The sequence below is a fragment of the Ralstonia sp. 22086 genome, assembly GCF_052045975.1.
Classification (GTDB): Bacteria; Pseudomonadota; Gammaproteobacteria; order Burkholderiales; family Burkholderiaceae; genus Ralstonia; species Ralstonia wenshanensis.
The window spans coordinates 105819-129279 of record NZ_JBQEPZ010000005.1 but is presented as its reverse complement, the minus strand read 5'-3'; the positions used below and the strand labels follow the sequence as shown (position 1 = coordinate 129279).

Genomic DNA, 23461 nt, shown 5'->3' with positions numbered 1-23461 from the left:
CTCACCATGACACTCCCTATCGTCCCCACGGCAACGATCAGCCTGGAAGCCGCGCAGGCCTTGCTGGCAGAGGCACGCCGTGCCTGTGCTGCGCGCGGGTTTGCCGCGACCATCGCCATTACCGATGCAGGCGGCCACCTGCGCGCGTTCGAGCGTGCGGACGCCGCGCCTTTCCTGACCGCTGAGGTTGCCATCAACAAGGCATGGACGGCAGCCTCGTTCGGCATGAGCACGCACCAATGGAACCAGTACATGGCCGAGCCCGCCGTTGCCCCACTGGCGCACCACCCGCGCCTGATGCCGGTGGGCGGCGGCGTGCCGATCTTTTACGAGGGTCGGCTGGTGGGCGGCATCGGTATCTCTGGGGGCAGCGCTGCCCAGGACCACGAGGCGGCCGAGGAAGCATTGCGCAAGGCAGGGCTTCTGTCTTGAGCTGTGATCCCGCCTACGCGCTGTTCCTCGGCGTTTGCAATGAGGCATGGGCGGTGACAACCCGCCCAGCCGATTACTTCAACCGCGCCTTCAGTTCTTCGCTGGCTTGATGCAGCGCTGCACGCGTTGCCGGCACGCCGGCCAGCGCATTGAGCAAGCCGAAGTCGTGGATCATGCCGTTGTAGCGCGTGGCGGTCACATCCACGCCCGCTGCATCGAGCTTGCGTGCGTAGGCTTCGCCTTCATCGCGCAACACATCCTTCTCGGCCGTGATCACCAGCGTGGGCGGCAGCCCCTTCAACTGATCGGGCGTCGCCAGCAGCGGCGATGCGTAGATCTCCTGACGCTGCACCGGGTCGGTCGTGTAGGCGTTCCAGAACCACTGCATCATCGGCTTGGTCAGGAAGTGCCCCTGCGCAAATTCGTCGTACGACGCGTTCTCGAAGCTGGCATTCGTGACCGGCCAGAACAGCACTTGCGCGCGCAGTGCGGGCGTGCCGTGCGCCTTGGCCATCAGCGCCACCACGGTCGCCATGTTGCCGCCCACGCTGTTGCCCGCAATGGCCAGCCGCTTGCCGTCTACGCCGATTTGCGCGCCGTTTTCTGCCACCCATTTGGTGGCGGCGTAGATCTGGTTGATTGCCACCGGATAACGCGCCTCGGGCGATGGTGTGTAGTTGACGAAGACGGCGACGGCGCCGGAGTCGGCCACCAGGTCGCGCACAAAGCGCTCGTGCGTGGGGAAGTCCCCCAGCACCCAGCCCCCGCCGTGAACGAAGATGAAGCCGGGTAACGTACCTTTCGCGCCGGCCGGGCGCACGATGGTCAGGCTGATCGGCTTGCCATCCACGGTGATGGTTTTCTGGCTGACGTCAGCGGGCGGCAGCGACACCTTTGCCGCGGCTTGCGCGCCCACCAGTACGGCGCGCGCATCGGCGGGTGACAGCGTTTCCAGCGGCTGGCCACCGCCGGCAGCCAGGGCGTCGAGGAACGCCTGGGTGTTGCGCTCCACGCCGGGGCTGCCCGCAGCAAGGGCGACGCTCGCTGCCAAAGAGAGCAGGGTGCCGGCGGCAAATTTGGTGATGCGGTTCATGGCAGTGCTTCCAATCGGTTGGTTGGGGAATGGTGTGAATGGACGTGCGGGTCAGATCAGGCTCAGGCGCACGTCGATGTTGCCGCGCGTGGCGTTGGAATACGGGCAGACGATGTGCGCGCGGTCGATCAGCGTTTGCGCTTCGGCGTGGTCCATGCCGGGCAGGCTGATCTTCAGGTCCACTTCAATGCCAAAGCCGTTCGGAATGGCACCGATGCCAACGCTGCCCTGCACGGACACATCCGCCGGCACGCGGATCTTGTCGCGCGCACCAACAAACTTCATTGCACCGAGGAAGCACGCGCTGTAGCCCGCAGCAAACAGCTGCTCCGGGTTGGTCCCTTCGCCGCCTGCACCGCCCAGTTCGGCGGGCGTGGTCAGCCGGACTTCGAGCCGGCCATCGTCGGTGATGGCGCGGCCATCGCGGCCGCCGGTGGCACGAGCATTGGCACGGTAGAGGACGTTTTCGATCGACATGGTGGTTCTCCTTAGGGAGGGGTTGAGGTGCGCGCATCGGCTGTCGAGGCCGTGCCGCATTGCTTGCTATTAAATAGCGCGCTACTTAATAGGTTTAAAAAAACGGACGCGGTCAGGCGCCCGTCGGTGATACGTGTGTGCTCAGGCGGCGTTCTTGAAGAGCCGTCCTCGCAATGCATTCAACTGTGTGCGCAACTCTTCCAACTCGCCGGGCGCACACTCCATGGCCGTAGCCATGCATGCCGGCACTTTCTCGGCCCGCTTCTCCAGCGTCTTGCCGGCCGCCGTGAGCGAGATGATCACCCGCCGCTCGTCTTCGGCCGAGCGTTGTCGCTCGATCAGCCCGGATGCTTCCAGCCGCTTCAGCAGCGGGGTGAGCGTGGCGGAGTCGAGGAACAGCCGCTCACCGATCTGCGACACCGTTTGCGCATCCTGTTCCCACAGCACCAGCATGACGAGGTACTGCGAGTACGTCAGGTCCAGCGCCTTGAGCAGCGGCCGGTACGCCTTGTTAATCCCGATCATGGTCGAGTACAGGGCAAAGCAGAGCTGCTCGTCCAGGGCGAGGTCGCGGCGTGCGGAGGAGGGCTTGCGTGTGTTCATGAACGCAAATATAGATAGTGCGCTACTGAATTGCAAGCTATTTTTCTGTGAATTGTTCAGTGCCGGATCGGAGCTACGCTTTTGTCTCCTGGTGACAAACAACGATTGCCCGAGAGCACCGTGCCAAATGCGCGGGCGCGCAAGTAGCGCGCCCGCTTGCAAGGCAAACAACGGCCGGGGATGTGGTCAGCCGGCCTGCACCTCGATACGCCGCGGCTTGGCTTCGTCGCGGCGCGGGATCGTCAGCTTGAGAACCCCGTCGCGCAACTGCGCATCGATGCGCGAAGCGTCAAAGTCGGGGCTCAGCACAAAGGTGCGCGAGAAATGCGGGTGCCGAACTTCGCCGTGCTGCAGCCGCAGCCCCGCCGGTGTGGGCACCATCAATTCGGCATCGACGGTGAGCGTGCCGTCCTGAACGCGAATATCAAGCTTCTCGCGCGGCACGCCTGGTAGGTCTGCATATAGCGTGATGCCCTGGCGGTTCTCGAAGATGTCGACCGGGGGCGCCATGTGAGTCTGCCGGGCGGCCGCCTGTTCAGCCATCTGCTTTGCAGCCGCAGCCTTGCCGGGCTGTGCATGGGTCGCCAATTGGGTGGTGTCGTTCATGATGTGCTCCTTCATGCTTGTGCCGGGCGCGACTCAGCCTTGCACTGTGATCTGACGCGGCTTCGATGCCTCCGACTTGCCGACGCTGATGGTCAGGCAGCCGTTGACGTACCGCGCGCTGACTTTGTCGGGGTCAACGTCCTGTGGCAGCTCAATCACACGGCGGAAGGCGCCCGTGAAGCGCTCGTCGGCATACACGCGCGTCTCTTCGGTGAGCTGGAAATCGGGGCGCTTGCGCTCGCCGCTGATGGTCAGCAGCCCCTTGTCGATCGAGACATCGATCTGCGCGGGGTCGAGCCCCGGGGCGAACGCGACGATCTCGACCGAGTCATCGGTGCTGCCAATGTTGACGGGAGGAAAAGTGCCGAGGCGCGTGGCGCGCAGGCTTGCGGGTGCCCCCGCAAAAAGAGTGGCCATCTGCCGTTGCAGGCGATCGAATTCGCCCAGCAGATCGGTGCCAAAAAACAGATCGCTCATGGCTGGCTCCTGAAGGGCCCGCACGGAGACTGAACCGAACTACGCGCTCCAGTTCATCGGTCCGTGGCGGGCCACTGACAAACAAATCGAAACACGCAGCGCGAAAACCGCGACTGCATTGACGACACCTAAAATAAGGAAGCAAGGAGAAATTTCAAGAGGCCATTGCGTGCTGGACGAAGAACCCATGCGCAAACGCGTGCTACGTCGCCCTATCGCCAAAGGCTTGCCAGCCCCCGCCCAAGCACTGGCCCGGTCCAGAGAGGCCCCTATTGCCGGCACATCCGGCACAGGGTAAAAATCGGTCTATTGCCCAATGTCGACCCGGAGTCGCCTACCCCCATGGACCAACCAGCCAAGCTCAATGCCGATTCCCTGGGCGTCGTCGAATCGGTGATCATGGGCATTGCCGGCACGGCACCGGCCTACAGCATCGAGATTACGACTTCCACCATCATCGGGACGGCTGGCACGCAGTCACCGGCGAGCATTCTGGTGTGCGGGTTGATCATGTTTGGCATCGCCTACGCGTTCATCAATATGAATCGCGCCCTGGCGAGCGCCGGTACCTCATATTCGTGGGTGAGCATGGTATTCGGGCGTGCGCTCGGCTTCCTTGCGGGCTGGGCGCTTCTGGTGCTGTGCTGCGTGTTCATGGTGTCGGCGATGATTCCGGCGGCAAATGCCACGCTGCTCATCTTTGATCGGCCCATGATGAACAACGTGCACTACGTGACGCTGATCGCTGCGGCATGGCTCACGGTTGTCAGCGCGGTGGTCGTCAAGGGCATCAAGCTCACCAGCTACGTGCAGGTGCTGATGACGATTGTCGAGGGCATCATCCTGCTCGTGATCATCGTCGCGAGTTTCATCGTGTTCCCGCATACGCCAGCGCATCCGTTCTCGTGGGTCTGGTTCTGGCCCTTCACGTTCACGCCCCAGATGTTCGCCAACGGCGCGTTGGTGGCCATCTTCTTCTTTTACGGCTGGGACGTGACGATGAACCTCAGCGAAGAGACGCGGGACGCGAACCACACGCCCGGCCGGGCTGCGTTCTGGTCGATGGTGTTCTTGATGGCGTTCTTTCTCATCTTCATCGTCATTACGCAGCTTGGACTGTCCGACACCGAGATCCAGCACTACAACACGAACATCATCTTCGCCATTGCAGAGAAGTTGTTTGGGCCGACCTGGGGCTACGTCGCCATCGTTGCGGTATTGCTGAGCACGGTGGGAACGGTTGAAACCCAGATGTTGCAGTTCACGCGCACGCTGTTTGCCAAAAGCCGCGACGGCGCACTTCACGCGCGCTATGCGCGACTGCATCCGGTTTGGCGCACGCCCCACATCGCCATCTTCTTCATCTGGATTACCGGGCTTGCCTTGCTGTTCGTGTCGTCTTACCTGCCGACGATCAACGTCATCCTGCAGGATTCGATTACCGCCATCGGCTTCCAGATCTGCTTCTACCTCGGGCTTACCGGGCTTGCCTGCGGCTGGTATTACCGCAAGGTGCTGACACAGGGGCCGTGGGTCGCCATCACCCATGTCATCTGGCCGGTCGCGAGCGGGCTCTTCCTGTTTTTCATCGCGCTCTACAGCATCCCGACCTTCGACTGGGTCACCAACCTCGTCGGGATGGGCGGCATCGCCATCGGCGTGATCCCGCTGCTGCTGAACCGCAAAAAGATCTGGGTGGCTTCCAGAGCCTGAGCAGCACTGCACGCACGACAATCGGCGGCGCCGGATGCTGTCAGCCTGCGCTGACAGCGCCTGCGGGATTGACCTACAGAAACAAGGGCACGCCCGGACACGACAATTGGCGTCCCCTGATAGCGGCGGCCGGGCGCCCCTCCGATACTGAACCTGTCGGCACCCGGCTCTCGATAAAGGTCATTGTCATGGACGACTATTGCACGCTGTGCGGACGGCGCGGGCATTCTGCGTCGCACTGCCCATGGGGTTCGTATATGCGGATCGGTCGCTGTTCTCTGCTTCTGTCGAAGGACGGCCGCTCATCTACGTTTCGAAGACTCCCCACTTGATGCGAGCCCATATGCGTTCGTGGGCAAAGTAGGCGATCGACGTGTAGATATTGCTGGCGATCATGAAACCGACTGCCAGGTGAACCGTACCGGTCAGCAGATAAAGGGTGCCGAAGTCCAGGCACATGATCACGATCCGATATGTCGCGGCCTTGATCACAGAACGACGAGCGCTGACGGTTCGCACCATGATGTTCCCTCCTGATCCCGCGCATCGATGCCTGGTAGCGCCGATCAATGAATGCCTTCCGGTTTGGCTACCGCACGGTCTCGGGGAGCGGTGCCGAACATTGCGCCACCGCTGATCGCTGCCGCAGCAATGTCACAACGCGCGTCGCCAGCACCAAACCGCACGATATGATTCCAGTCATAGTGCGCGGTAGACGGTAACGCCAGACTGCGCTGCATCCGACACGGGAGACATTCATGCCGCGCACATCAGTGGCTTATCTACTCGCTGCATTGCTGACGGCAGGAATACTGTCGTGCCCCGCGATTGCCGACACGCAGGCGCGGCAGCAGGAGGTCGCTCAGCGGGGGGCGGACGTCATGCCATTTTCCCTCTCGGCAACCACCCACATCTTTACCAAGACGGCCGACGGCGGTGTCCAGCAGGTCGTGACCAAGCGGGACGATCCCAGCCAGGCTGCGCTGATCCGCCAGCACTTGGCAATGATCGCTCGGCAATTCTCCGACGGCGACTTCGCAGGCCCGGAGCATATCCATGGCAACGCCATGCCCGGATTGGCGGCACTGCGCGCAGCAAAGCCTGGTGAGCTCAAAATAAGCTATCGCGAGCTGTCCAACGGCGCCGAGATCATCTATCAGAGCGATCGGCGTCGCCTGGTTACCGCGCTGCACCAGTGGTTTGATGCCCAATTGGCCGATCACGGCCATGACGCCATGGCGGGGCACGACTCCGGTTCAATGCATCACCACGCGATGGGCGCGGAAAAGCCCGAGTAGCACTGCCGTCGCCAAAGCCGCCTGGAGGCAGCGTGTTGCTGCGGCATGACGAGGCGGGCGGTGAGTCCATGACATTGCAGACCGCCGAGTGGGCAACTCCGTCGTCAAAGCGTGCCTGCCCGGCGCCCAATACCGCTGCGACGAAGCGCCGCTCGTCCCCGGCAGGGCTTTCTATTCAAGTTCAACCGCTTTTCGCGGAATCGAAAGCTCGATGCGGTACCCGCCGTGTGGCTGCGGCCCTGCGGTGAAAGTCCCGCCCAGGCGGCGCACGCGGTCACGAATGCCCGCGATACCTGATGACGGCGGCCGCCCGGCTGCCGGTTCGGTCGAGCGCGTGACAACAGCGCCATCGTTGCGAATCGTCAGCTCGCAACTGGACCGGTCGCATCGGAGATCGATCACCACTTCCGTTGCCGAAGTCGCGTGCCGGGCAACATTGGTCAGCCCTTCTTGCACGATTCTGAACAGCGCAGTGGAGGCGGTGTCGCTGAACGCTACCGCATGCGTGTTGCAATTCAGCGCGACCCGCAGGCCGGTATGTTGGCCGAAGTCGGTCACGAGCCAGTCGAGCGCGGGGAGCAGCCCAAGGTCGTCGAGGATGGTCGGCCGCAGCCCAGCGGCCAGACGCCGGACCGACGCCAGTGCATGGTCGATGGCACTGCTCATTGTCTGAGTTCTTTCGCGCGCATACGCCTGGGCTTCTGGCGTGGTGCCTTCATCGGCAAGCAAGCCGGTGATGATCATCTTCAGCGCCGTCAATTGTTGGCCGAGGTCATCATGAAGCTCGCGTGCAATACGCTTCTTTTCTTCTTCGCGAGTGGCCTCCACTCGGGATGCCAGCTCGCTCGCGTATTCAAGTTGCTTGAGCCGCTCACGCTCGGTGAGATCCCGGGTGACTTTGGCAAAGCCGATCAGCTCGCCGTCTTCATCCCGCAGGGCGGTGATCACCACGTTGGCCCAGAAACGCGAGCCGTCTTTGCGTATGCGCCACCCCTCGTCCTCCCAGCGGCCAAGCGCGGCGGCACGCTTGAGCTCTTCGCTCGGATAGTTCTGCGCAATTGCCTCGGCAGGATAGAAGACCGAGAAGTGTTGGCCGATGACTTCATCGGCGCGATAGCCCTTGATGCGTTGGGCACCGGCATTCCAACTGGCGATGTGACCTGTCGGATCCAACAGGAAGATTGCATAGTCCTGTATCGCGTCCACCAAGGTGCGATAACGCTCCTCCACGGGCACGTGAGCGATTGCTGCATCGCTTCCCAGTCTTCGCAATCTGCCTGCGTTGGTATCCATACCAAGCCCTCATCGCAACGGGTTCGAGCGCCCAAGGCAAACCTGTTGGAAGTCGCTTCCCGTGCATCTGCATAAGAATATGCTGCCCGGCGACAGCAATCAAAGCATGCCCGGCCACTGCGATGAGGTGCCAGAAGTGCCTGGCCAAGGATTGGCTGCCCGCACGCATTGCATGCTGTTCAGCATTCGCTTTGCAAGGTGTACGCCGGCGGCCTGGAAGTTGGTCGCCGCTTCCGGCTACGGACGCTCAAACCTGCGCCATCCCGCCATCAACAAACAACTCGATGCCATTGATAAAGCTTGCCGCATCCGAGGCAAGAAACGCGACGGCCTTGCCCACTTCGGCCGGCTCGCCCAGGCGACCCAGCGGTACTTGCGCAGCGAGGTAGTCGAACAGGCCCTGGCGCGTTTCATCCGAGGCCAGGCCGCCAAGGCCGGGCGTGCGGATCGGGCCAGGGCTCACCACGTTCACGCGGATGCCGCGATCCTTCAGATCCATCACCCACGAGCGGGCGAAGTTGCGCACCGCGGCCTTGCTGGCGCTGTAGACGCTGAAGTTGGCCGTGCCCTGAACGGACACCGTGGAGGACGTGAGGATGATCGATGCGCCGTCGGTCAGCAGCGGCAGCGCCTTCTGCACCGTGAACAGCACGCCGCGCACGTTGGTGCCGAAAATCCGGTCGAAATGCTCTTCGGTGATGGCGCCCAGCGGCATCATGTCGCCGCCGCCGGCATTGGCGAACAGGATGTCCAGCTTGCCGGCCACCTTGGCGATCTGGGCATAGACGGCGTCGAGGTCGGACAGCACCGATGCATCGGCGCGCAATGCGGTGGCGCCGGCGCCGATCTCTGCGACGGCGGCATCCAGCTCCGCCTGACGGCGGCCGGTGATGAAAACCCGCGCGCCCTGGGCTGCGAGTTCCTTGGCCGCGCCAAGGCCGATGCCGCTGCTGCCACCCGTGACGAGGGCGATCTTGCCTTCCAGTTGCTTGCTCATGATGTGCTCCATGTCGTGATTTCAGGTTTGGATGAATGACCTCGCGACGGCTTGTGTCTTGCGCTGCCTTACTCTGCGTCGCCCCGTCGCCCCGTCGCGTTGGGCATGGAGGCACTGTAGGGCTCAGAAACTTTTCGAAAAAGCGCTGCAAATAGAATTACTATCCACAGTTGTGGATAATTTGCGCGGACATTCGAATGGATCAGCTCCTGGCAATGCGCTCTTTTGCGCGGGTGGTGGAAGCGGGCAGCTTCACGCGGGCGGCGGATTCGCTCGACATGCCCATCGCCACGGTCAGCAAGCAGGTGCAGGAACTGGAGGCGCACCTGGGTGTGCGCCTGCTGCAGCGGACGACACGGCGCGTGACAGTGACGCCCGAAGGTGAGGACTACTACGCCAAGAGCATGCGCATCCTGCGCGACTTGGACGACATCGATGCCTCGTTCAGCCTCGCTCGCGGGCGGCCGCGTGGGTCGTTGCGCATCGATGTCGGCGGGTCGACCGCGCGTGACGTGCTCATTCCGCTGCTGCCAGAGTTCGCGTCGCGTTATCCCGAGATCAGGATTGACCTTGGCGTGTCAGACCGCTCGGTGGATCTGATTGCGGACAACGTCGACTGCGTGATTCGTGGTGGCCCGCTGGACAGCGGTTCTCTGGTCGCACGCCACTTGGGCGATGCGCCGCTGATCACGTGCGCCACGCCCGGATACCTCAAGCAGTACGGCACGCCGGCCTACCCCGATGAACTCAAGAATGGCCACCGGCTGGTGAGCTACGTGTTCAGCCAGACGGGCCGGGCGGTTCCGTTCCGCTTCGAGCGCGATGGCGAAAAGACCGAGATCAAGGTCGAGCATCGCATCGGCGTGAACGAAAGCAACGCGCATCTGGCCGCGTGTCTGGCGGGCCTGGGCATCGTGCAGACCTTCGGTTATGCGGCGCAAGCGCCGATCAACGAGGGCGCGCTGGTGGAAATTTTGAAGCCGTGGCGGCCGGCGCCTTACCCGTTTCACGTCGTCTATCCGCAGACGCGTCATGTCACGCATCGCCTACGAGTGTTCATTGACTGGCTGGTGGAGGCTTTCCCGGCGCGGCTTGAGCGGGCGCCGAAGCGGTAACCGCTCAATATCCGTACTCCCACCGCCATGGCGCGCCTGTTTCCCCCAAGATTGCCGCCACCAAACCGGGAAACGCCCGCTCTGCCCGAACGTCGTTGGACAGAAGCACAACGCACCGCGCTGATCGCGTGAGGCAGACGAAGGTATTGCCAGCGAAATCCTCGTGCCCGCCTTTGAAGAAACCGGGCCCTTGCGGCCCATCGAATACCACCACACCGAGGCCCGTTGCGAGATCAGGCCGCCGAAGCGCTGCGGGGAGTTCCGGCTGGAGGGTGGGGAATTCCGTGGCCGTGGTGATTGGCCCCTGTGACGCGGTCATGGCGGCGCGCGATGCCGCCGACAAGCCGTCGCCTCGCACAAGGCCTGCCACAAAGCGGGCGTAGTCCTCGACCGTCGTGTCCATGGAGCTGGCGGCTGCGGCGCGCCGCCGGTGCGGATGACGGCGCGGCTCACCGTTCTGCGTGGTGCCGTCGGCCTGATTGTCGGCATTGGCCTGCTGCCACGTCATGCTGGTGCGACGCATATCGAAGCGCCGGAAAACGCGGCGGCGCAGTTCCGCATCGACATCGAGGCCAAGCCCGCGCTCAAGCACGAACTGCAGCAGGTTGATGCCAGCGCCTGAATAGGCAAACCGTGCACCCGGATCGAAGTGCAGATGCACCCGCCTGTCAGGTTCGAGCGCCGGCAGGTTGGGTAAGCCCGAGCGATGGCTGAGCAGCATGCGCGGCGTGATCGCACGCCATCGCTCGTCTGCGGCAAGGCTGCTCCAGGGCGGATAGCTTGGCAGCGGCTGCGGCAGGTAGCGCTCGATTGGCGTGTCCAGATCGATACGTCCTTCATCAACGAGTTGCATGACGAAGTAGGCGAAGACCGGCTTGGTGAGCGATGCCGCCACCATCACTGTGTCGGTTCGCAGCGGTTCGCCGGCCGCGTTGCGGCGCCCGAACGCGTGGAGGTACACGGTTTGTCCAGCGTCGATAACCGCGACCGCCATGCCGCTGGCGGGGACATCGGCCATCGCGTGACGCACAGCCGCGTTGGTTGTGTCGGCCGTGGCCAGTTGGGGCGCTGCGCGATCGGGCGTCTGCGCACATGCGGCGAGCAGAGCCACCAGGGCGCCGCTCGTCAGTGCGCGTTTGAGAAGCATGGTCGCCATTGCCGCTGTGGACATGTGGATATGTGGATAAGCACGTGAAGAACTTCAGGGACAACTGTGTTGGCTGTCCGGGGTCAGGTTGTCCACAGCACGGGAATAACTTTGGTGGTTGCCGAGAGGGTGGGGCGCGCTCTTCACGAGTCATCCACGCGTCGGCACACACTGTCCGATGGGTTGTGCAGTTCGCAAGCCGTTGACGCGAAAGCGTTTTCGGCAGCTATCCACAGAAACGATCCACCGTTATCTACTACTACTATTTTTATATACAGAAGAAATAAAGACGACAGCAAAGACGGGTGGGGCACACGCGCAAGATGCTTGATCGTTTGACGTGCGTTACGTAAGCGCGGCCGGCAGTGGCTGCGCACTCATCACCAGATTGCGTCCGCCCGCCTTGGCACGATACAGCGCCGCATCGGCAATCTCGACCAGCGTGTCGATGGAGAGGGCGCCGTCGCCCGGTACGGACGTGGCGCAACCGGCGCTGACGGTCACATAGCGCGACGGCGCGGTGGCTTCGATGCGCAGGCGCAGCACGGCTTCGCGCGCGCGCTCGGCAAGAGCCTGCGCTTGGCTTGCATCGGTGTCGGGCAGGACGACGATGAATTCCTCACCGCCGTAGCGCGCGATGAAATCGGCCGGACGGTGCACCACGCCGGCCAGCGCGTGGGCCACGGCTGCAAGGCAGGCATCACCCTTGAGGTGGCCGAAGGCATCGTTGTAGCGCTTGAAGTGGTCGACATCGACCATCACCAGCGAAAGCGGCTGTCCGCTGCGCTGGGCGGTGCTGATCAGGCTGTCGACCTGCTCGTTGAAGTAGGTACGGTTGTACAGGCCCGTCAGCGCATCGCGCATGGACGCCTGCTGCAGCGAGACGTGCGCCTCGAACAGCCGCCGGTACAGCGTGGTCACTTCCCAAACCAATATGCAGACCAGCACCCCGGGCGCGAACATGCTGAACAGGCGCGCGACGTACCAGCCCAGGGTAAAGCGATCGGTGCTCAGCAGGTTGAGTGTGGTGTCCGTCAGGCAGGCCAGTGCGGCAATGGCCAGCCAAACGTCGAGCACCGTGCGCAAGCGGCCGCTGGCCGCTACCGCGAGCACGGCAACCGTGTTGATGGCCCACAGGACGACCGCGACAGGGTTGTTGCCATTGCTGGAGCGCAGCGGCGGCGGCAGGTCGGTCAGCACTGCAAGGCTGCACAGCAGGCCGCCCACCACCACCGGCCCGCCGATCAGCAGCGAGGCCCACCGGCCGACACGCCCGTCAGCAACGGCATCGCGCGAGAGCCGATCGCGCATGAGCACCGCCAGGATCACGAACAGCGGAAAGCCGCCGTGCCAGAACACCCACATCCATGCCGCACTGGCGGGGCGGGCGCCAAACAGCCCGGTGGGCGAGAACACGCCCGGGAAGGTCAGCAATTGCAGCGCCACGGCCAGCGCGGTAAAGGCATAGGCACCGCCCAGCGCCCCCAGCATCGGCTGCCGTGTCACGGTGAACTGCGCGCCCAGCAGAAACGCGGCAATGCCGGCCGTGGTGAACACCGTCAAGGCGCACATCGGCATGAACGGGTTGATTGCCGGCCATTGCAGGCCCGCACGTGGTGCGGCCATGGCGAGCGTCAACAGGATCAGCAGCGCGATCGCGCCGGCAACCATCGCTTGCCGGCGTGTGGCTCGCTGAATCAGAAAACTTTCCATCGACCCCCCGGGGTTCGAGATTGTGTGACCCGACCTGCTCGCGTGTCGGTGTGCCTACATCATAGGCAGCGGCCGACGGTGCGAAAAGCCTAGGCAGGGATCGGGATATCGCTACGGCTGGCCTAAGTCGGCGGCCGTGTTCCAAGGGAATTGAAGGGAATCCTCCGTAGTGTGGGCCGGGCATTCTCGCCGTTGTTGAATCACTCGGGCCGTTGGCCGACGCTGTATGGAATCACTCAATCACACGCTGTTTCTTTGGCTCAACGCGCCGGACGACGCTTCGGCCACGACCGTCTGGCTGGCGATGGCCTTTGCCGAATACGCGATCTGGCTGGTGCCACTGACGCTTATGGCCGCCTGGCTATGGGGCGAGCCGACCACGCGGCGCCAGGCACTGCAGACCGGTGTGGCTGCCGCGCTGGCGTTGTCCGTCAACGTTGGCTTCGGTCTCGCGTGGTATCACCCGAGGCCGTTTGCGATTGCGCTGGGCACCAATCTGCTGCCGCACGCGCCGGATTCATCGTTCCCTAGCGATCACCTGACCGCGCTGTGGACCGTGGCGTTCAGCTTGATGTGGAACGCACGCCTGCGCCGGGTGGGCGTGCTGCTGGCGCTGTTGGGCTTGCCGATGGCGTGGGCGCGCATCTACCTGGGTGTGCACTATCCGTTCGACATGCTGGGTGCGGCGGCCGTGTCGGCCTTGAGCGCCTGGCTGTGCAGCGGCCGCGTGGCGCATACCCTGTCGGAGCCGTTGCACCGTTTGGGGCTGGCGTTGCATGGTGTGGTGCTGGCACCGTGCGTGCGGCGCGGCTGGGTGCGCAAGTAAGCGTGGCTCAGGCGTGCCGGCGCCACGCGCGCCAGAACAGTACGAACGAGAGCACCGTCGCGCCCACGTTGTAGAGCGTGGCCAGTGCAAACGCGTGGCCGTAGTGCGCTGCGTGCGTGGCGGCGTCCATCGTCACCGCGCCATTTGCGCCATCCACCTGGCCCAGCAGCGAGAACAGCAGCACGCCCACCACCGTCACGCCCACCGCGTTGCCGACGGCTTGCATGGTCGTGACGGTGCCGGCGCCCATGCCGGCCTGGGCCGTTTCCACGCCGCTCAAGATGGTGTTGAGCGACAGCGGAATCACCATGCCTTGCCCAAAGCCGTTGAGCATCAGCGGCAGGATCAGCCAAGCGGTGCCCGCGCCCAGTTGTGCCATTGTCGCCAGCACCACCATGCCCACGGCGAAGATCGCCACGCCGAGCAGCAGGGCGCGCTGCCCGATGCGTTCAGCCAGGCGAGGCGCTGTGAGCGAGCCGGCAAAGAAGGCGATGGCCGCCGGCGTGAACACCAACCCCGCTGCCAGCGCCGACAGGCCGCGCCCGAACTGCAGCAGGATCGTCAGCGCCAGGAAGTACGAGCTGATGGCCGTGTAGAACAGGAAGATCGCCAGCACGCCCAGCACAAAGCTGCGGTTGCGGAACAGCGCCATCTCGATGATGGGGACGCGGCCAGCCGCCGACAGCGCTTGTTCCACCCGCACAAAATGGCGGAACACCAGCAGTGAAGCCAGCGGCACCACCCACGACCACCATGGCCAGCCGGACTCGCGGCCCTGCATGATCGGCACCAGCAGCATCGCCAGCGCCACCGCGCCTGCCACGGCGCCATGCACGTCCAGCCGGGCCGCCACCGGCGCACGCGATTCCGCCACGAACGCTCGGGCCGCCAAGATGGCGACAATGCCGATCGGCACATTCACCAGGAACACCGCGCGCCAGCCCGACACGTCGGCCGCCAGTGGATGCGCAATCAACCAGCCGCCGATGATCTGCGAGACCGACGCCGCCACGCCCTGCACCGCGCCCATGGTGCCGAACGCACGGCGACGCGCATCGCCATCAAACAGCACGCGCAGCGAAGCCATCACCTGTGGCATCAGAATGGCCGCCCCCAGGCCTTGGCCGACGCGCATGGCAATCAGCATCCACGGCGTGGTCGCCAGGCCGCACAGCGCGGATGCCAGCGTGAACAACGCCATGCCCGCCAGAAACATGCGCTTGCGCCCGAACAGGTCGCCCAGGCGCGCGCCGTTGAGGAGGAACACCGCATACGCGGCGCTGTAGCCGACCATCACGAGCTGGATTTCGGCAAAACTGGTGTGTAGACCGGCACGGATGTCCGGAATCGCCACATTGACGATGAACAGGTCGAGAATGGTGACGAAGTTGCCGGTGAGCAGCGCCGCCAACGCCGGCCAGTGCCGTTTGGCTGGCGAGGCAACGCCGCCGGCAGCAAGGGATTCCGTTGACATGGGGGATCTCGGTTTATTAATATACGGTCGTACGTATACTAGAGAGCAATCTGCCCACGTCAAGCGCCGATTGCGTTGACCCCACTCACCGATAGGGCATTGCCATGAACGAAACCGACGGCCGCCGCCAGCGTGGCGAACGTGCGCGCGCGCAGGTGCTCGAGCACGCCACCGCCATCGCCTCCACCGACGGGTTGGAGGGCCTGACGATCGGCCGGGTGGCCACGGATGCGGGCGTGGGCAAGGGCAATATCCAAGTGCTCTTCGGCGACAAGGAAACGCTGCAACTGGCCACGCTGGACGCGGGCGTCGTGCATTACCGCGCGACGGTGGTCGAGCCGGCGCTGGCGCTGAAAAGCCCGCTTGCCCGTCTGCGTGCCCTGACCGAAGGCTGGTTCGACTACGTGGCCAGTGGGGCGTCGCCGGGTGGGTGCTTTGTCTGCGCGGCCAGCTACGAATACCGCGCGCGGCCAGGCGCCATCCAGGACCGTGTGCGCGGGCATCGGGAGGCGATGCGCGCCCGCTTTCGCGAGACGATTACGGCGGCACAGGCCGCTGGTGAATTGCGCGCCGATGTCGACGTCGACCAGCTCGTCTTCGAAATCGAATCGTTTCGCTCCAACGCCAATGTGGCGTTCCTGATGGGCGACATGGCGGTATTCGAGCGCGCGCGCCGCAGCACGCGGGCGCGCATCGATGCGGCGCTCGCCTGAGCGGACCTTGCAACAGCGACGCGCGCAAGCAACGCCTGTGCGGCGCCGCGGGCGTCCCTCCGCGCCACCTTTGGTTACACTTGTGCGCAGTCGCACAAACACACCAAACACAAGACTCGCGGGGGAATTGGGTATGACGAGCCGAACGATTGCTGCGGCCATCGGAATCGGGGGCACGCTGTGGCTGACCGGCTGCGCAGCGCCTTATGCCGAGCCGCCTGCCGGCGCCAACACGGCCACGGTGGATTTCGTCCGCCCGCTGACCAGCACCAACGCCACCATCCTCGCGTTTGACGACCCAAAGTATTGCGGCAACCCGCGCACCGCGCTCAAGCCGGCTGACGCCACGCGGCCGATCCGCGTCCTGGCGGGTGTGCCGACCGCGCTGGGCGCGAGTTTCATTCGCGCCTCGGGCACGCTCATCTATCGCTGCGGTGTGTCGGCGACGTTCGTACCGCAGGCGGGCAAGCAGTACAAGATGACGGCCAGCTACCCCACCAACGCCCATGTGTGCCGCGCCGGCGTGGTTGAGTCTGACGACGGCCGGTCGTGGCACGCCATCAACGCGCGCTATCGCACCTACCGCATCAACCCGTCGTGGGGCACCGGAAGCTGCCCCGGCCTGACCGACGCAGACGTGGCCTTCATGCGCGACAAGACGCGCTCCGAAGACGGCTCCACCACGCTAAGCGACCTTTCCGATCTGCTGACGCCGCAATGACCCGCCGCACTACCTTCATGATCCGCACGCTCCTGGCCACTGCATCGGCACTGGCAGCGTTGCCGGCGGCTGCGCTGGAGCCAGCCGAAGTGTTCGCCAAGGTCGCGCCCAGCATCTGGGAGGTGCGCGTATCCAACGCCGCCGGCCAGCCGCTGGCCATCGGCAGCGCGGTGGTGATCGGCGACGGGCTGGCCGTGACCAACTGCCACGTGCTGCGCGGCGGCAAGCAGGTCAGCCTCAAGCGCGGCAACGCCAGCTTTGGCGCGCGCTTGCTGTATCCCGACGTGCAGCGCGACCTGTGCCAGCTTCGCGTTGCCGATTTCCACTACCCCGCCGTCACCATCGTCCCGAGCAGCACGCTGGTGACGGGGCAGAAGGTCTACGCAATCGGCAACCCCCTGGGGTTTGACCTGACGATCAGCGAGGGGTTGATCTCGTCGCTGCGGCATGATGAAAACGGCGAGCTCAAGGCGATCCAGACTTCGGCCGCGATCTCGCAGGGCTCCAGCGGTGGGGGCCTGTTCGACAGCAACGCGCGGCTGGTCGGTATCACGTCGCGCATGGTGTCCGCCGTCTACGGGCAGAACCTGAACTTTGCCGCGCCCGCCGAGTGGATCAACGATGTTCCCGCCCGTGCGCAAAAGGCGCTGGCCGAGCGCGCTGCAGCAGCGTCGTCGGTGGCAGCCAATACGACGCCTGCTGCGGCCATCGCTCCACAGCCGCGCAAGCCCGGTGAACTGGGCCCGAAGTCGCAAGCCGCCTTTGGTGCGTACTTGCACAAGCCGTGGCCCAAGATCTTCGTGGCCGCCGACGGCGATCAATTTGTCTACGAATGGGGCCAGAACGCTGAATTCCGTGCGGTGTCGTCGTGCAAGGAGCGTTATCAGAACTGTTCGATCTATGCCCGCGACGACACGGTCGTCGAAGCCAAATAAACGCCCTCGCAACGCTTGATCTCGATTCAGCCCGGTTCAGGTCGGGGCATGAAGACATTAATATGTGACCCGTTTGGCTGCGCGATGCCCGTTTGAGCGAGCCTGCACAGTCACTCAAAACACGTCGAATAGGAACCTGCGAACATGAATTGGACCGCGACCCGACCGATCCGCGTGGTCGTGCTCGATGATCATGCGGTCGTCCGCCATGGTCTGGCTGCGCGCCTGAAGCAGGAGGCCGACATCGAGGTCTGCGGCATGTTTGCGTCAGGCCGCGAAATCGTGCGGGCACTCAAGGACAGCACCTTCGAGGTGGATGTCCTGCTGATGGACTATTCGCTGGGGCCCACTGAGATCGACGGGCTGAACCTGATCCGCCTGATTCGCGTGCGCTATCCGGAGTTGAAGATCCTGGTGGCCTCGGCGCATCACAACAAGGCGACGGTTGGCATGGTCATGCATGCCGGCGCGCGCGGGTTTGTCGGCAAGGAAGAGGAGCTGTCGGAACTGGTGCGTGCCATTCGCACCGTGGCCACGGGCGGCAAGCGCCTGAACGCCGCGCTGGCTGCCGAGATGGAGAGCGACGCGCTTTCTACCGATGCGCCCCCGCCCACCGCGAATGGCAGCAAGTTCTCTGCACTGCTCGACCGCTCCGAGCTTAGCCCGCGCGAGCGCGAAGTGCTGCGCTGCTGCCTCGATGGCATGTCGGTCACGGACATTGCCGAGAAATTCGCGCGCAGCATCAAGACCATCAGCTCGCAGAAGCAATCTGCCTATCGCAAGCTGGGCATCCGAACCGATACCGAGCTGTTCAAGATCAAGCACGAGCTTGAGGGGCAGTGAGCGCTGAGCGGCGCCCAAGCCATGCCCTGCACGCCGGCAACCCCGTCGGCTCAGATGACCGAACCGCGAACGCCTGAATTGGTCAGGCGTTGTGCAGCACGCGCAGCAGCAGGTTCTCCAACTGCTTGACCTCGGCCTGCGAGAACCCGCGCAGCAGGTGGTTCAGCACGTCGATGATCAGCGGCCGGATTTCCGGATACAGCGCGCGACCCTGCTCGGTGAGCGAGACCACGACCGAGCGGCGATCCGCATCACTGGGCGCGCGCTTGACGATGTTCTTCTTCTCCAGCCGATCGATCAGTCGCGTCATCGCGCCCGGATCGTAGTGCAGCGCCCGCGAGAGTTCGGCCGGGGTGGTGGCCAGGTCTTCGGCTAGGTAGATGACGACCGTCCACTGCGCGGCCGTCAGGTCCAGCGATGCCAGGGCACTGTCGATGTGTGTCACCAGCGCGTGTCGGACCCGATGCACGAGCCGACCGATGTTGGTATCGCGGTCCATGGTGTCAAGCTGGTAGGCGCCTTCACTGGTGCTGGTGTCGGCGGCCTCAGGTGTCTGTACGTCGATGCTCATGGTGGTGCTCCCCGTTCTGCCGGTGATCCGGCTTGTAAGGCGCGCCGCATTCCCGTAACGCTGGCGTGCTTCATTGCACACTAATCGTCGCTTGCCCAGGCCGTCAAGCCGGGATCGATACCAACGCAGATCGTCAAATCTCGTTGGATATCGCTGCAAAACGATTGCGGCTGCCAAGGGGCGGGGTGGTTCGTATCATGGTTGAAACGCCGCCGCGGAACCATGTGGTGTGGCGTGCTCCTCCTCCTCCATATTCCTTTTTTGAACGCCATGAACCTCCACCTTCAGAACAAGCTCGCACTCGTGACCGGCTCTACCAAGGGCATCGGTCATGCCATTGCTGTAGCACTGGCCGCCGAAGGCGCCCGCGTGATCGTCAACGGCCGTACTCAAGCGTCTGTAGACGACGCAATTGCGCGCCTGCGCACCGAGGCGCCCGACGCCCAGGTCGAGGGCTTTGCCGGTGACCTGTCCAACGCGGAGCAGGCCGATGCGTTGGTCGCCCGCTTTCCCAAGGTCGACATCCTTATCAACAACCTCGGCATCTTCGACCCCAAACCGTTTGAGGAAATCGACGACGCCGAGTGGCAGCACTTCTTCAACGTGAACGTGTTGAGCGGCGCGCGTCTGTCCCGCGCGTACCTGCCCGGCATGCGTGCCCAGAACTGGGGCCGCATCGTGTTCATCAGCAGCGAGAGCGGCGTGCAGATTCCGGTGGAGATGATCCACTACGGCGTCACGAAGACCGCGCTGCTGGGCCTCTCGCGCGGGTTGGCCGAATTGACGGCCGGCACGGCCATCACCGTGAATGCCGTGCTGCCGGGCCCGACGCGTTCCGAAGGCGTCGATGAGTTTGTCGAGAAGCTCTCCGGCGGCCAGAGCTTCGAAGCGTTCGAGAAGACTTTCTTCGAGACGGCCCGCCCGACCTCGCTCATCAAGCGCTTTGCCAGCACGCAGGAGGTGGCCAGCCTGGTTGCCTATGTGGCGAGCCCGCTGTCGTCAGCCACCACGGGCGCTGCGCTGCGCGTGGATGGCGGCGTGGTGAAGTCGGCGTTCTAGAACGTCAGCCCTGACGAACGCACCATTCCGGCGCGCGGCCCCGGCTTTTACGCTGGCCGTGCCGCTGGTGCATGCCGGCGGGACAAGCCGGCAGCGCGTCTGTTCGCCCGTATCGTTGAGAACGCAGACCAGCCAGCCCGAGCGTGTCCTTGCCCGTGCGTTGGCGGCATTCCTTCCACATTTTCGGAGTGATTGCCATGTCCCACTGCAAGGTCTACGGAACCAAACCTGACAACGGCCCCGGTCAACTGGCGGCCCAGGCTGCGCGCGATCGCGTCAACCAGGCGCACGCCACCTGGGCCGTCACGCTGGCCTACGACAGCGGCACGACAACGGCTGTCTACACTTCCGCAGTCGCCAGCGTCGACGATCTGGAAAAAGCGTTCGAAGCGCAATTTCCGCAGTACACGGTGGTCGGTTACTGAGCCGCCTGCCCCGCCACATGCCCCGGCATCGTGGCGGGCACGCCCCGGCAACAAACATTGCAATCGGACGGCAGCCCGTCACAATGAAAGTCGGATTGATTTTCGAGGATCGGGATGCAGGGCAAGCGAGCTGTGGGCAGCATGGGTTTGTGGTGGCGGACGGCATGGCTGGGTGCCGTTACGTTGGCGTTCGGTGTTGCGGCCGCTCGCGCACAGCAGCCGGCAACGCCTGCGCCTGCAGATCCGCAGATCGCCTTCTACTACGGCCGCGATGTGCCCGCCGCTGAACTGCAAGCCTTTGACTGGGTCGTGGTGGACCCGGCAACGGCCGGCAGTTTCGATCCGAAGCAGCCATCGTCCACGCTCTGGTTCGCTCGCGTCGACCTGACACAGCAGACCGATGCGATGCGCTCGAGCGCCTGGCCTGCCAATGTGATTGACCAGGTCTTTGCGCCGTTGCTCGCGCAAGGCTACCAAGGCTTCCTGCTCGACGGACTGGACACACTCCAACGCAGCGCCCCCGATGCCGCCAATGCCATTGTGGCATTGATGCCGGCGTTGCATGCGCGCGCACCGAACGCCAAGCTGCTGGCTGGTGGTACGGCCTGGCTCGAGACGCTGGCGCCGCAGTTGTCAGGCGTCGTGACGGCGGGTCTGGTGCGTGAGCGCGCAGGGGGCGAAGGTCTGCGTGATGTGGACGATGCCGAGCGCAACGCGCGCATTGCCACGTTGCGCAACATCGGTGCCCAGTATCACTTGCCCGCGGTCGCGCTCGATTACTGCGTCAACTACAACCGCACGTGTCTGCGTGAGACCGCCGACGTGGCGCGCGCCGCGGGCGTCACCAGCTACGCCACCACACCGGGCGCGGACTTCATCGGCATTGGCCGGCTGGAAGTGATGCCGCGCCGTGTCCTGTTGGTCGAAGCTCAGGAGCCCGGCACCAGCCGCAACACCGCGCCGTCGGTGCTCTATCTGGCCATGCCTATCAACTATCTGGGCTATCGCACCGAATTTGCCGACGCCAACAAGCCGTTGCCGGCCGTCACGCCCGACCGCTATGCCGGCGTCGTCACCTGGTTCGACGGCAACGCATCGCGACCGGGCGCGTGGGCGTCGTGGCTCAGGCGCACGATGGGCGCCGGCGTGCGTGTGGCGATGTTCAACCAGTTCGGGCTGAACATGGATGCGCCTACGGCGCAGATGCTGAATCTGAAAATAATGCCCGGCACGCCGGCGGGCCCGCTTGCCATCGTCTCGCATGATCCGATGATGGGCTTCGAGCTGCAGCCCCATCCCGATCGGCGCATGGCCGTGGGCGTGCAGGTGGACCCTGGTGTGACGGGGGCGCAATCGCTGCTGCGGCTCTCCGCCGGCAGCTTCACCTACGATGCGGCGGCCATCATGCCGTGGGGTGGCTATGTGCTGCAGCCGTTCGGTGTGTTTCGCATGCCCGATGTCGACCAGGCGCGCTGGGTCATCCAGCCGCTGGACTTTCTGCGCCGCGCGCTGCAGCTGCCCGCCATGCCGGTACCCGACACCACCACGGAGAACGGCCGCCGGCTGATGACCGTGCATATCGATGGCGACGGATTCGCCTCCCGCACCGAGTTCCCGCCCGGCGAGTTCTCCGGCCAGGCCTTGCTGCGCGACATTCTGGATCGCTACAAGGTGCCGACTACCGTGTCGATCATCGAGGGCGAAGTGGCGGCCGACGGTGTGTACCCGAAGCTCACACCGCAGCTTGAGCCGATCGCGCGCAGCATCTTTGCGCAGCCCTATGTGGAACTGGCCAGCCACACATTCTCGCACCCGTTCAACTGGCTGCGTACCACCAACCCGCCCGACCCGACTTCTGCCGAAACGCCCGAAGGCACCGACACCGCTTTCTCGTTGAGGATTCCCAATTACCGCTTCAGTTTCGACCGCGAGATCGCGGGCTCCATCCACTACATCAACACCAAGCTGGCCCCACCGGGCAAGCGCGTGAAGGTGCTGCTGTGGAGCGGCAACGGCCAGGTGCCTCCGATTGCCGTGCAGAAGACCGTCGAGGCCGGCGTGCTGAACATGAACGGCGGCGACACCTACATCACGCGCTCCAACCCGAGCTGGACGGCCGTGGCGCCGCTTGGCGTGGACAAAGGCGATGGCCTCTTCCAGGTATTTGCGCCCGACCAGAACGAGAACATCTACACCAACCTCTGGCACGGCCCGTATTACGGCTTTTCGCGCGCCATCGAAACATTCGAGCTGACCGAAAAACCGTATCGCTTCAAGCCGATCGGCATTTACTACCACATGTATTCCGGCACCAAGCTGGCCTCGCTCACCGCCCTGCGGCAGGTATATGACTGGGCGGTCGCGCAGCCGGTCGTGCCGATCTACGCGTCGGACTACATCCGCAAGGTGCTCGACTTCCGTACCATGGCCGTTGCGCGTGACGGCGATGCCTGGGTCGTGCGCGGCAACGGCGATCTGCGGACCGTGCGCTGGGCCGGGCCCGGCGTGCCGCGCCTTGCCGATGCACGCGATGTGGCCGGCTACGCTGCAGGCCCGGGCGGCACCTACATCCACCTCACAAGCGGCTCGGCGCGCTTCACCCTGAACAACGCCGCGCCAGCGCAGCCCTACGTGCGCGATGCCAGCGGCCGCCTGTCGAACTGGCAGCGTGGTGTGGATGGCCGTTCGCTGTCGGTCGATGTGGCCGGCTATACGCGGCCCTTCATCCGCTTTGCCAATGCAGCCCGTTGCCGGGCGACCGTGGACGGCCGCGAAGTGAGCGGCTCACATGGCGCTGAGTGGCGCATCGACCTGGGTACGGGCAACCCCGCCAAGCCCGCGCCCCAGCACGTCGAGCTGACCTGCGAAAAATGACGTCCGAAACACGGGCGAATGTCTTGTTTGCCAGACATAGCGGGAGGAAAAACGTT

Annotated in this window: 24 protein-coding genes; 12 read left to right on the top strand and 12 right to left on the bottom strand. The window is 64.3% G+C overall.

The window, feature by feature from the left end:
* The first annotated feature begins 6 nt into the window (after nucleotides 1-6).
* A complete protein-coding gene (locus tag ACTJK6_RS21350) occupies nucleotides 7-432 on the top strand; it encodes a GlcG/HbpS family heme-binding protein (protein ID WP_260803910.1) in 426 nt (141 codons plus the stop codon).
* 73 nt (nucleotides 433-505) lie between these two features.
* Here the strand turns inward: ACTJK6_RS21350 and ACTJK6_RS21345 are convergent, their stop codons facing one another.
* The 5 genes from ACTJK6_RS21345 to ACTJK6_RS21325 all read right to left on the bottom strand — a co-directional run bounded on the left by ACTJK6_RS21345 (nucleotide 506) and on the right by ACTJK6_RS21325 (nucleotide 3688).
* A complete protein-coding gene (locus ACTJK6_RS21345) occupies nucleotides 506-1525 on the bottom strand; it encodes an alpha/beta hydrolase (protein WP_260803909.1) in 1020 nt (339 codons plus the stop codon).
* A 51-nt stretch (nucleotides 1526-1576) separates the two neighbouring features.
* Complete coding sequence (locus ACTJK6_RS21340) at nucleotides 1577-2002, bottom strand: organic hydroperoxide resistance protein (protein ID WP_440818905.1); 426 nt, start codon at nucleotides 2000-2002, stop codon at nucleotides 1577-1579.
* 141 nt (nucleotides 2003-2143) lie between these two features.
* Nucleotides 2144-2605: a MarR family winged helix-turn-helix transcriptional regulator gene (locus ACTJK6_RS21335; RefSeq protein WP_440818904.1), complete on the bottom strand. Its 462-nt coding sequence runs from the start codon at nucleotides 2603-2605 to the stop codon at nucleotides 2144-2146.
* A 186-nt stretch (nucleotides 2606-2791) separates the two neighbouring features.
* Nucleotides 2792-3211: an Hsp20/alpha crystallin family protein gene (locus ACTJK6_RS21330; protein ID WP_260803908.1), complete on the bottom strand. Its 420-nt coding sequence runs from the start codon at nucleotides 3209-3211 to the stop codon at nucleotides 2792-2794.
* Between the two features lie 33 nt (nucleotides 3212-3244).
* A complete protein-coding gene (locus ACTJK6_RS21325; RefSeq protein WP_232041307.1) occupies nucleotides 3245-3688 on the bottom strand; it encodes an Hsp20/alpha crystallin family protein in 444 nt (147 codons plus the stop codon).
* A gap of 342 nt (nucleotides 3689-4030) precedes the next feature.
* Here ACTJK6_RS21325 and ACTJK6_RS21320 point away from each other — a divergent pair, with 342 nt between their 5' ends.
* On the top strand, nucleotides 4031-5401 hold the full coding sequence (locus ACTJK6_RS21320; RefSeq protein ID WP_232041306.1) for an APC family permease: 1371 nt from the start codon (nucleotides 4031-4033) through the stop codon (nucleotides 5399-5401).
* A gap of 306 nt (nucleotides 5402-5707) precedes the next feature.
* On the opposite strand, the gene ACTJK6_RS21315 is transcribed toward ACTJK6_RS21320, so the two are convergent.
* The gene (locus tag ACTJK6_RS21315) at nucleotides 5708-5923 is read right to left on the bottom strand and encodes a DUF2061 domain-containing protein (RefSeq protein WP_232041305.1); all 216 of its coding nucleotides are present in this window, start codon (nucleotides 5921-5923) and stop codon (nucleotides 5708-5710) included.
* 236 nt (nucleotides 5924-6159) lie between these two features.
* Between ACTJK6_RS21315 and ACTJK6_RS21310 the strand changes: the two genes are divergently transcribed.
* The gene (locus ACTJK6_RS21310; RefSeq protein WP_440840124.1) at nucleotides 6160-6699 is read left to right on the top strand and encodes an aspartate carbamoyltransferase; all 540 of its coding nucleotides are present in this window, start codon (nucleotides 6160-6162) and stop codon (nucleotides 6697-6699) included.
* Nucleotides 6700-6870: 171 nt separating this feature from the next.
* On the opposite strand, the gene ACTJK6_RS21305 is transcribed toward ACTJK6_RS21310, so the two are convergent.
* Nucleotides 6871-7992 (bottom strand): PAS domain-containing sensor histidine kinase, encoded by a 1122-nt coding sequence (locus ACTJK6_RS21305; RefSeq protein ID WP_440840122.1) that lies wholly within the window; start codon nucleotides 7990-7992, stop codon nucleotides 6871-6873.
* 247 nt (nucleotides 7993-8239) lie between these two features.
* A complete protein-coding gene (locus ACTJK6_RS21300; protein ID WP_260803904.1) occupies nucleotides 8240-8989 on the bottom strand; it encodes an SDR family oxidoreductase in 750 nt (249 codons plus the stop codon).
* Between the two features lie 197 nt (nucleotides 8990-9186).
* Here ACTJK6_RS21300 and ACTJK6_RS21295 point away from each other — a divergent pair, with 197 nt between their 5' ends.
* Nucleotides 9187-10104, top strand: a complete 918-nt coding sequence (locus ACTJK6_RS21295) for a LysR family transcriptional regulator (protein ID WP_440840121.1) — start codon at nucleotides 9187-9189, stop codon at nucleotides 10102-10104.
* A 4-nt stretch (nucleotides 10105-10108) separates the two neighbouring features.
* Here ACTJK6_RS21295 and ACTJK6_RS21290 read toward each other — a convergent pair whose 3' ends face one another.
* Nucleotides 10109-11251 (bottom strand): serine hydrolase domain-containing protein, encoded by a 1143-nt coding sequence (locus ACTJK6_RS21290; protein WP_440840120.1) that lies wholly within the window; start codon nucleotides 11249-11251, stop codon nucleotides 10109-10111.
* A 345-nt stretch (nucleotides 11252-11596) separates the two neighbouring features.
* Nucleotides 11597-12964, bottom strand: a complete 1368-nt coding sequence (locus ACTJK6_RS21285) for a sensor domain-containing diguanylate cyclase (RefSeq protein WP_440840118.1) — start codon at nucleotides 12962-12964, stop codon at nucleotides 11597-11599.
* 226 nt (nucleotides 12965-13190) lie between these two features.
* On the opposite strand from ACTJK6_RS21285, the gene ACTJK6_RS21280 reads away from it, so the two are divergent.
* Nucleotides 13191-13790, top strand: a complete 600-nt coding sequence (locus ACTJK6_RS21280; RefSeq protein ID WP_440840117.1) for an undecaprenyl-diphosphatase — start codon at nucleotides 13191-13193, stop codon at nucleotides 13788-13790.
* Between the two features lie 7 nt (nucleotides 13791-13797).
* On the opposite strand, the gene ACTJK6_RS21275 is transcribed toward ACTJK6_RS21280, so the two are convergent.
* Nucleotides 13798-15264, bottom strand: coding sequence for an MFS transporter (locus ACTJK6_RS21275; RefSeq protein WP_440840116.1), 1467 nt, complete (start codon nucleotides 15262-15264; stop codon nucleotides 13798-13800).
* A gap of 104 nt (nucleotides 15265-15368) precedes the next feature.
* Here ACTJK6_RS21275 and ACTJK6_RS21270 point away from each other — a divergent pair, with 104 nt between their 5' ends.
* The 4 genes from ACTJK6_RS21270 to ACTJK6_RS21255 all read left to right on the top strand — a co-directional run bounded on the left by ACTJK6_RS21270 (nucleotide 15369) and on the right by ACTJK6_RS21255 (nucleotide 18476).
* Nucleotides 15369-15977, top strand: coding sequence for a TetR/AcrR family transcriptional regulator (locus tag ACTJK6_RS21270; RefSeq protein ID WP_316870608.1), 609 nt, complete (start codon nucleotides 15369-15371; stop codon nucleotides 15975-15977).
* A 133-nt stretch (nucleotides 15978-16110) separates the two neighbouring features.
* On the top strand, nucleotides 16111-16698 hold the full coding sequence (locus ACTJK6_RS21265; protein WP_260803897.1) for a hypothetical protein: 588 nt from the start codon (nucleotides 16111-16113) through the stop codon (nucleotides 16696-16698).
* Nucleotides 16695-17633, top strand: a complete 939-nt coding sequence (locus ACTJK6_RS21260) for a S1C family serine protease (protein ID WP_433865614.1) — start codon at nucleotides 16695-16697, stop codon at nucleotides 17631-17633. Before ACTJK6_RS21265 ends, ACTJK6_RS21260 begins: the two co-directional genes overlap by 4 nt.
* Nucleotides 17634-17777: 144 nt before the next feature.
* Complete coding sequence (locus tag ACTJK6_RS21255) at nucleotides 17778-18476, top strand: response regulator transcription factor (protein ID WP_322018680.1); 699 nt, start codon at nucleotides 17778-17780, stop codon at nucleotides 18474-18476.
* Between the two features lie 82 nt (nucleotides 18477-18558).
* Here ACTJK6_RS21255 and ACTJK6_RS21250 read toward each other — a convergent pair whose 3' ends face one another.
* Nucleotides 18559-19047 carry a MarR family winged helix-turn-helix transcriptional regulator gene (locus ACTJK6_RS21250; RefSeq protein ID WP_045206711.1) on the bottom strand — a complete coding sequence of 163 codons (489 nt, stop codon included), beginning with the start codon at nucleotides 19045-19047 and terminating at the stop codon, nucleotides 18559-18561.
* Between the two features lie 270 nt (nucleotides 19048-19317).
* Between ACTJK6_RS21250 and ACTJK6_RS21245 the strand changes: the two genes are divergently transcribed.
* The 3 genes from ACTJK6_RS21245 to ACTJK6_RS21235 all read left to right on the top strand — a co-directional run bounded on the left by ACTJK6_RS21245 (nucleotide 19318) and on the right by ACTJK6_RS21235 (nucleotide 23405).
* Nucleotides 19318-20106 (top strand): SDR family NAD(P)-dependent oxidoreductase, encoded by a 789-nt coding sequence (locus ACTJK6_RS21245; protein WP_440840113.1) that lies wholly within the window; start codon nucleotides 19318-19320, stop codon nucleotides 20104-20106.
* A 197-nt stretch (nucleotides 20107-20303) separates the two neighbouring features.
* Nucleotides 20304-20531, top strand: coding sequence for a hypothetical protein (locus ACTJK6_RS21240; protein WP_232041292.1), 228 nt, complete (start codon nucleotides 20304-20306; stop codon nucleotides 20529-20531).
* Between the two features lie 114 nt (nucleotides 20532-20645).
* On the top strand, nucleotides 20646-23405 hold the full coding sequence (locus ACTJK6_RS21235; RefSeq protein WP_440840112.1) for a hypothetical protein: 2760 nt from the start codon (nucleotides 20646-20648) through the stop codon (nucleotides 23403-23405).
* Nucleotides 23406-23461 lie beyond the last annotated feature (56 nt).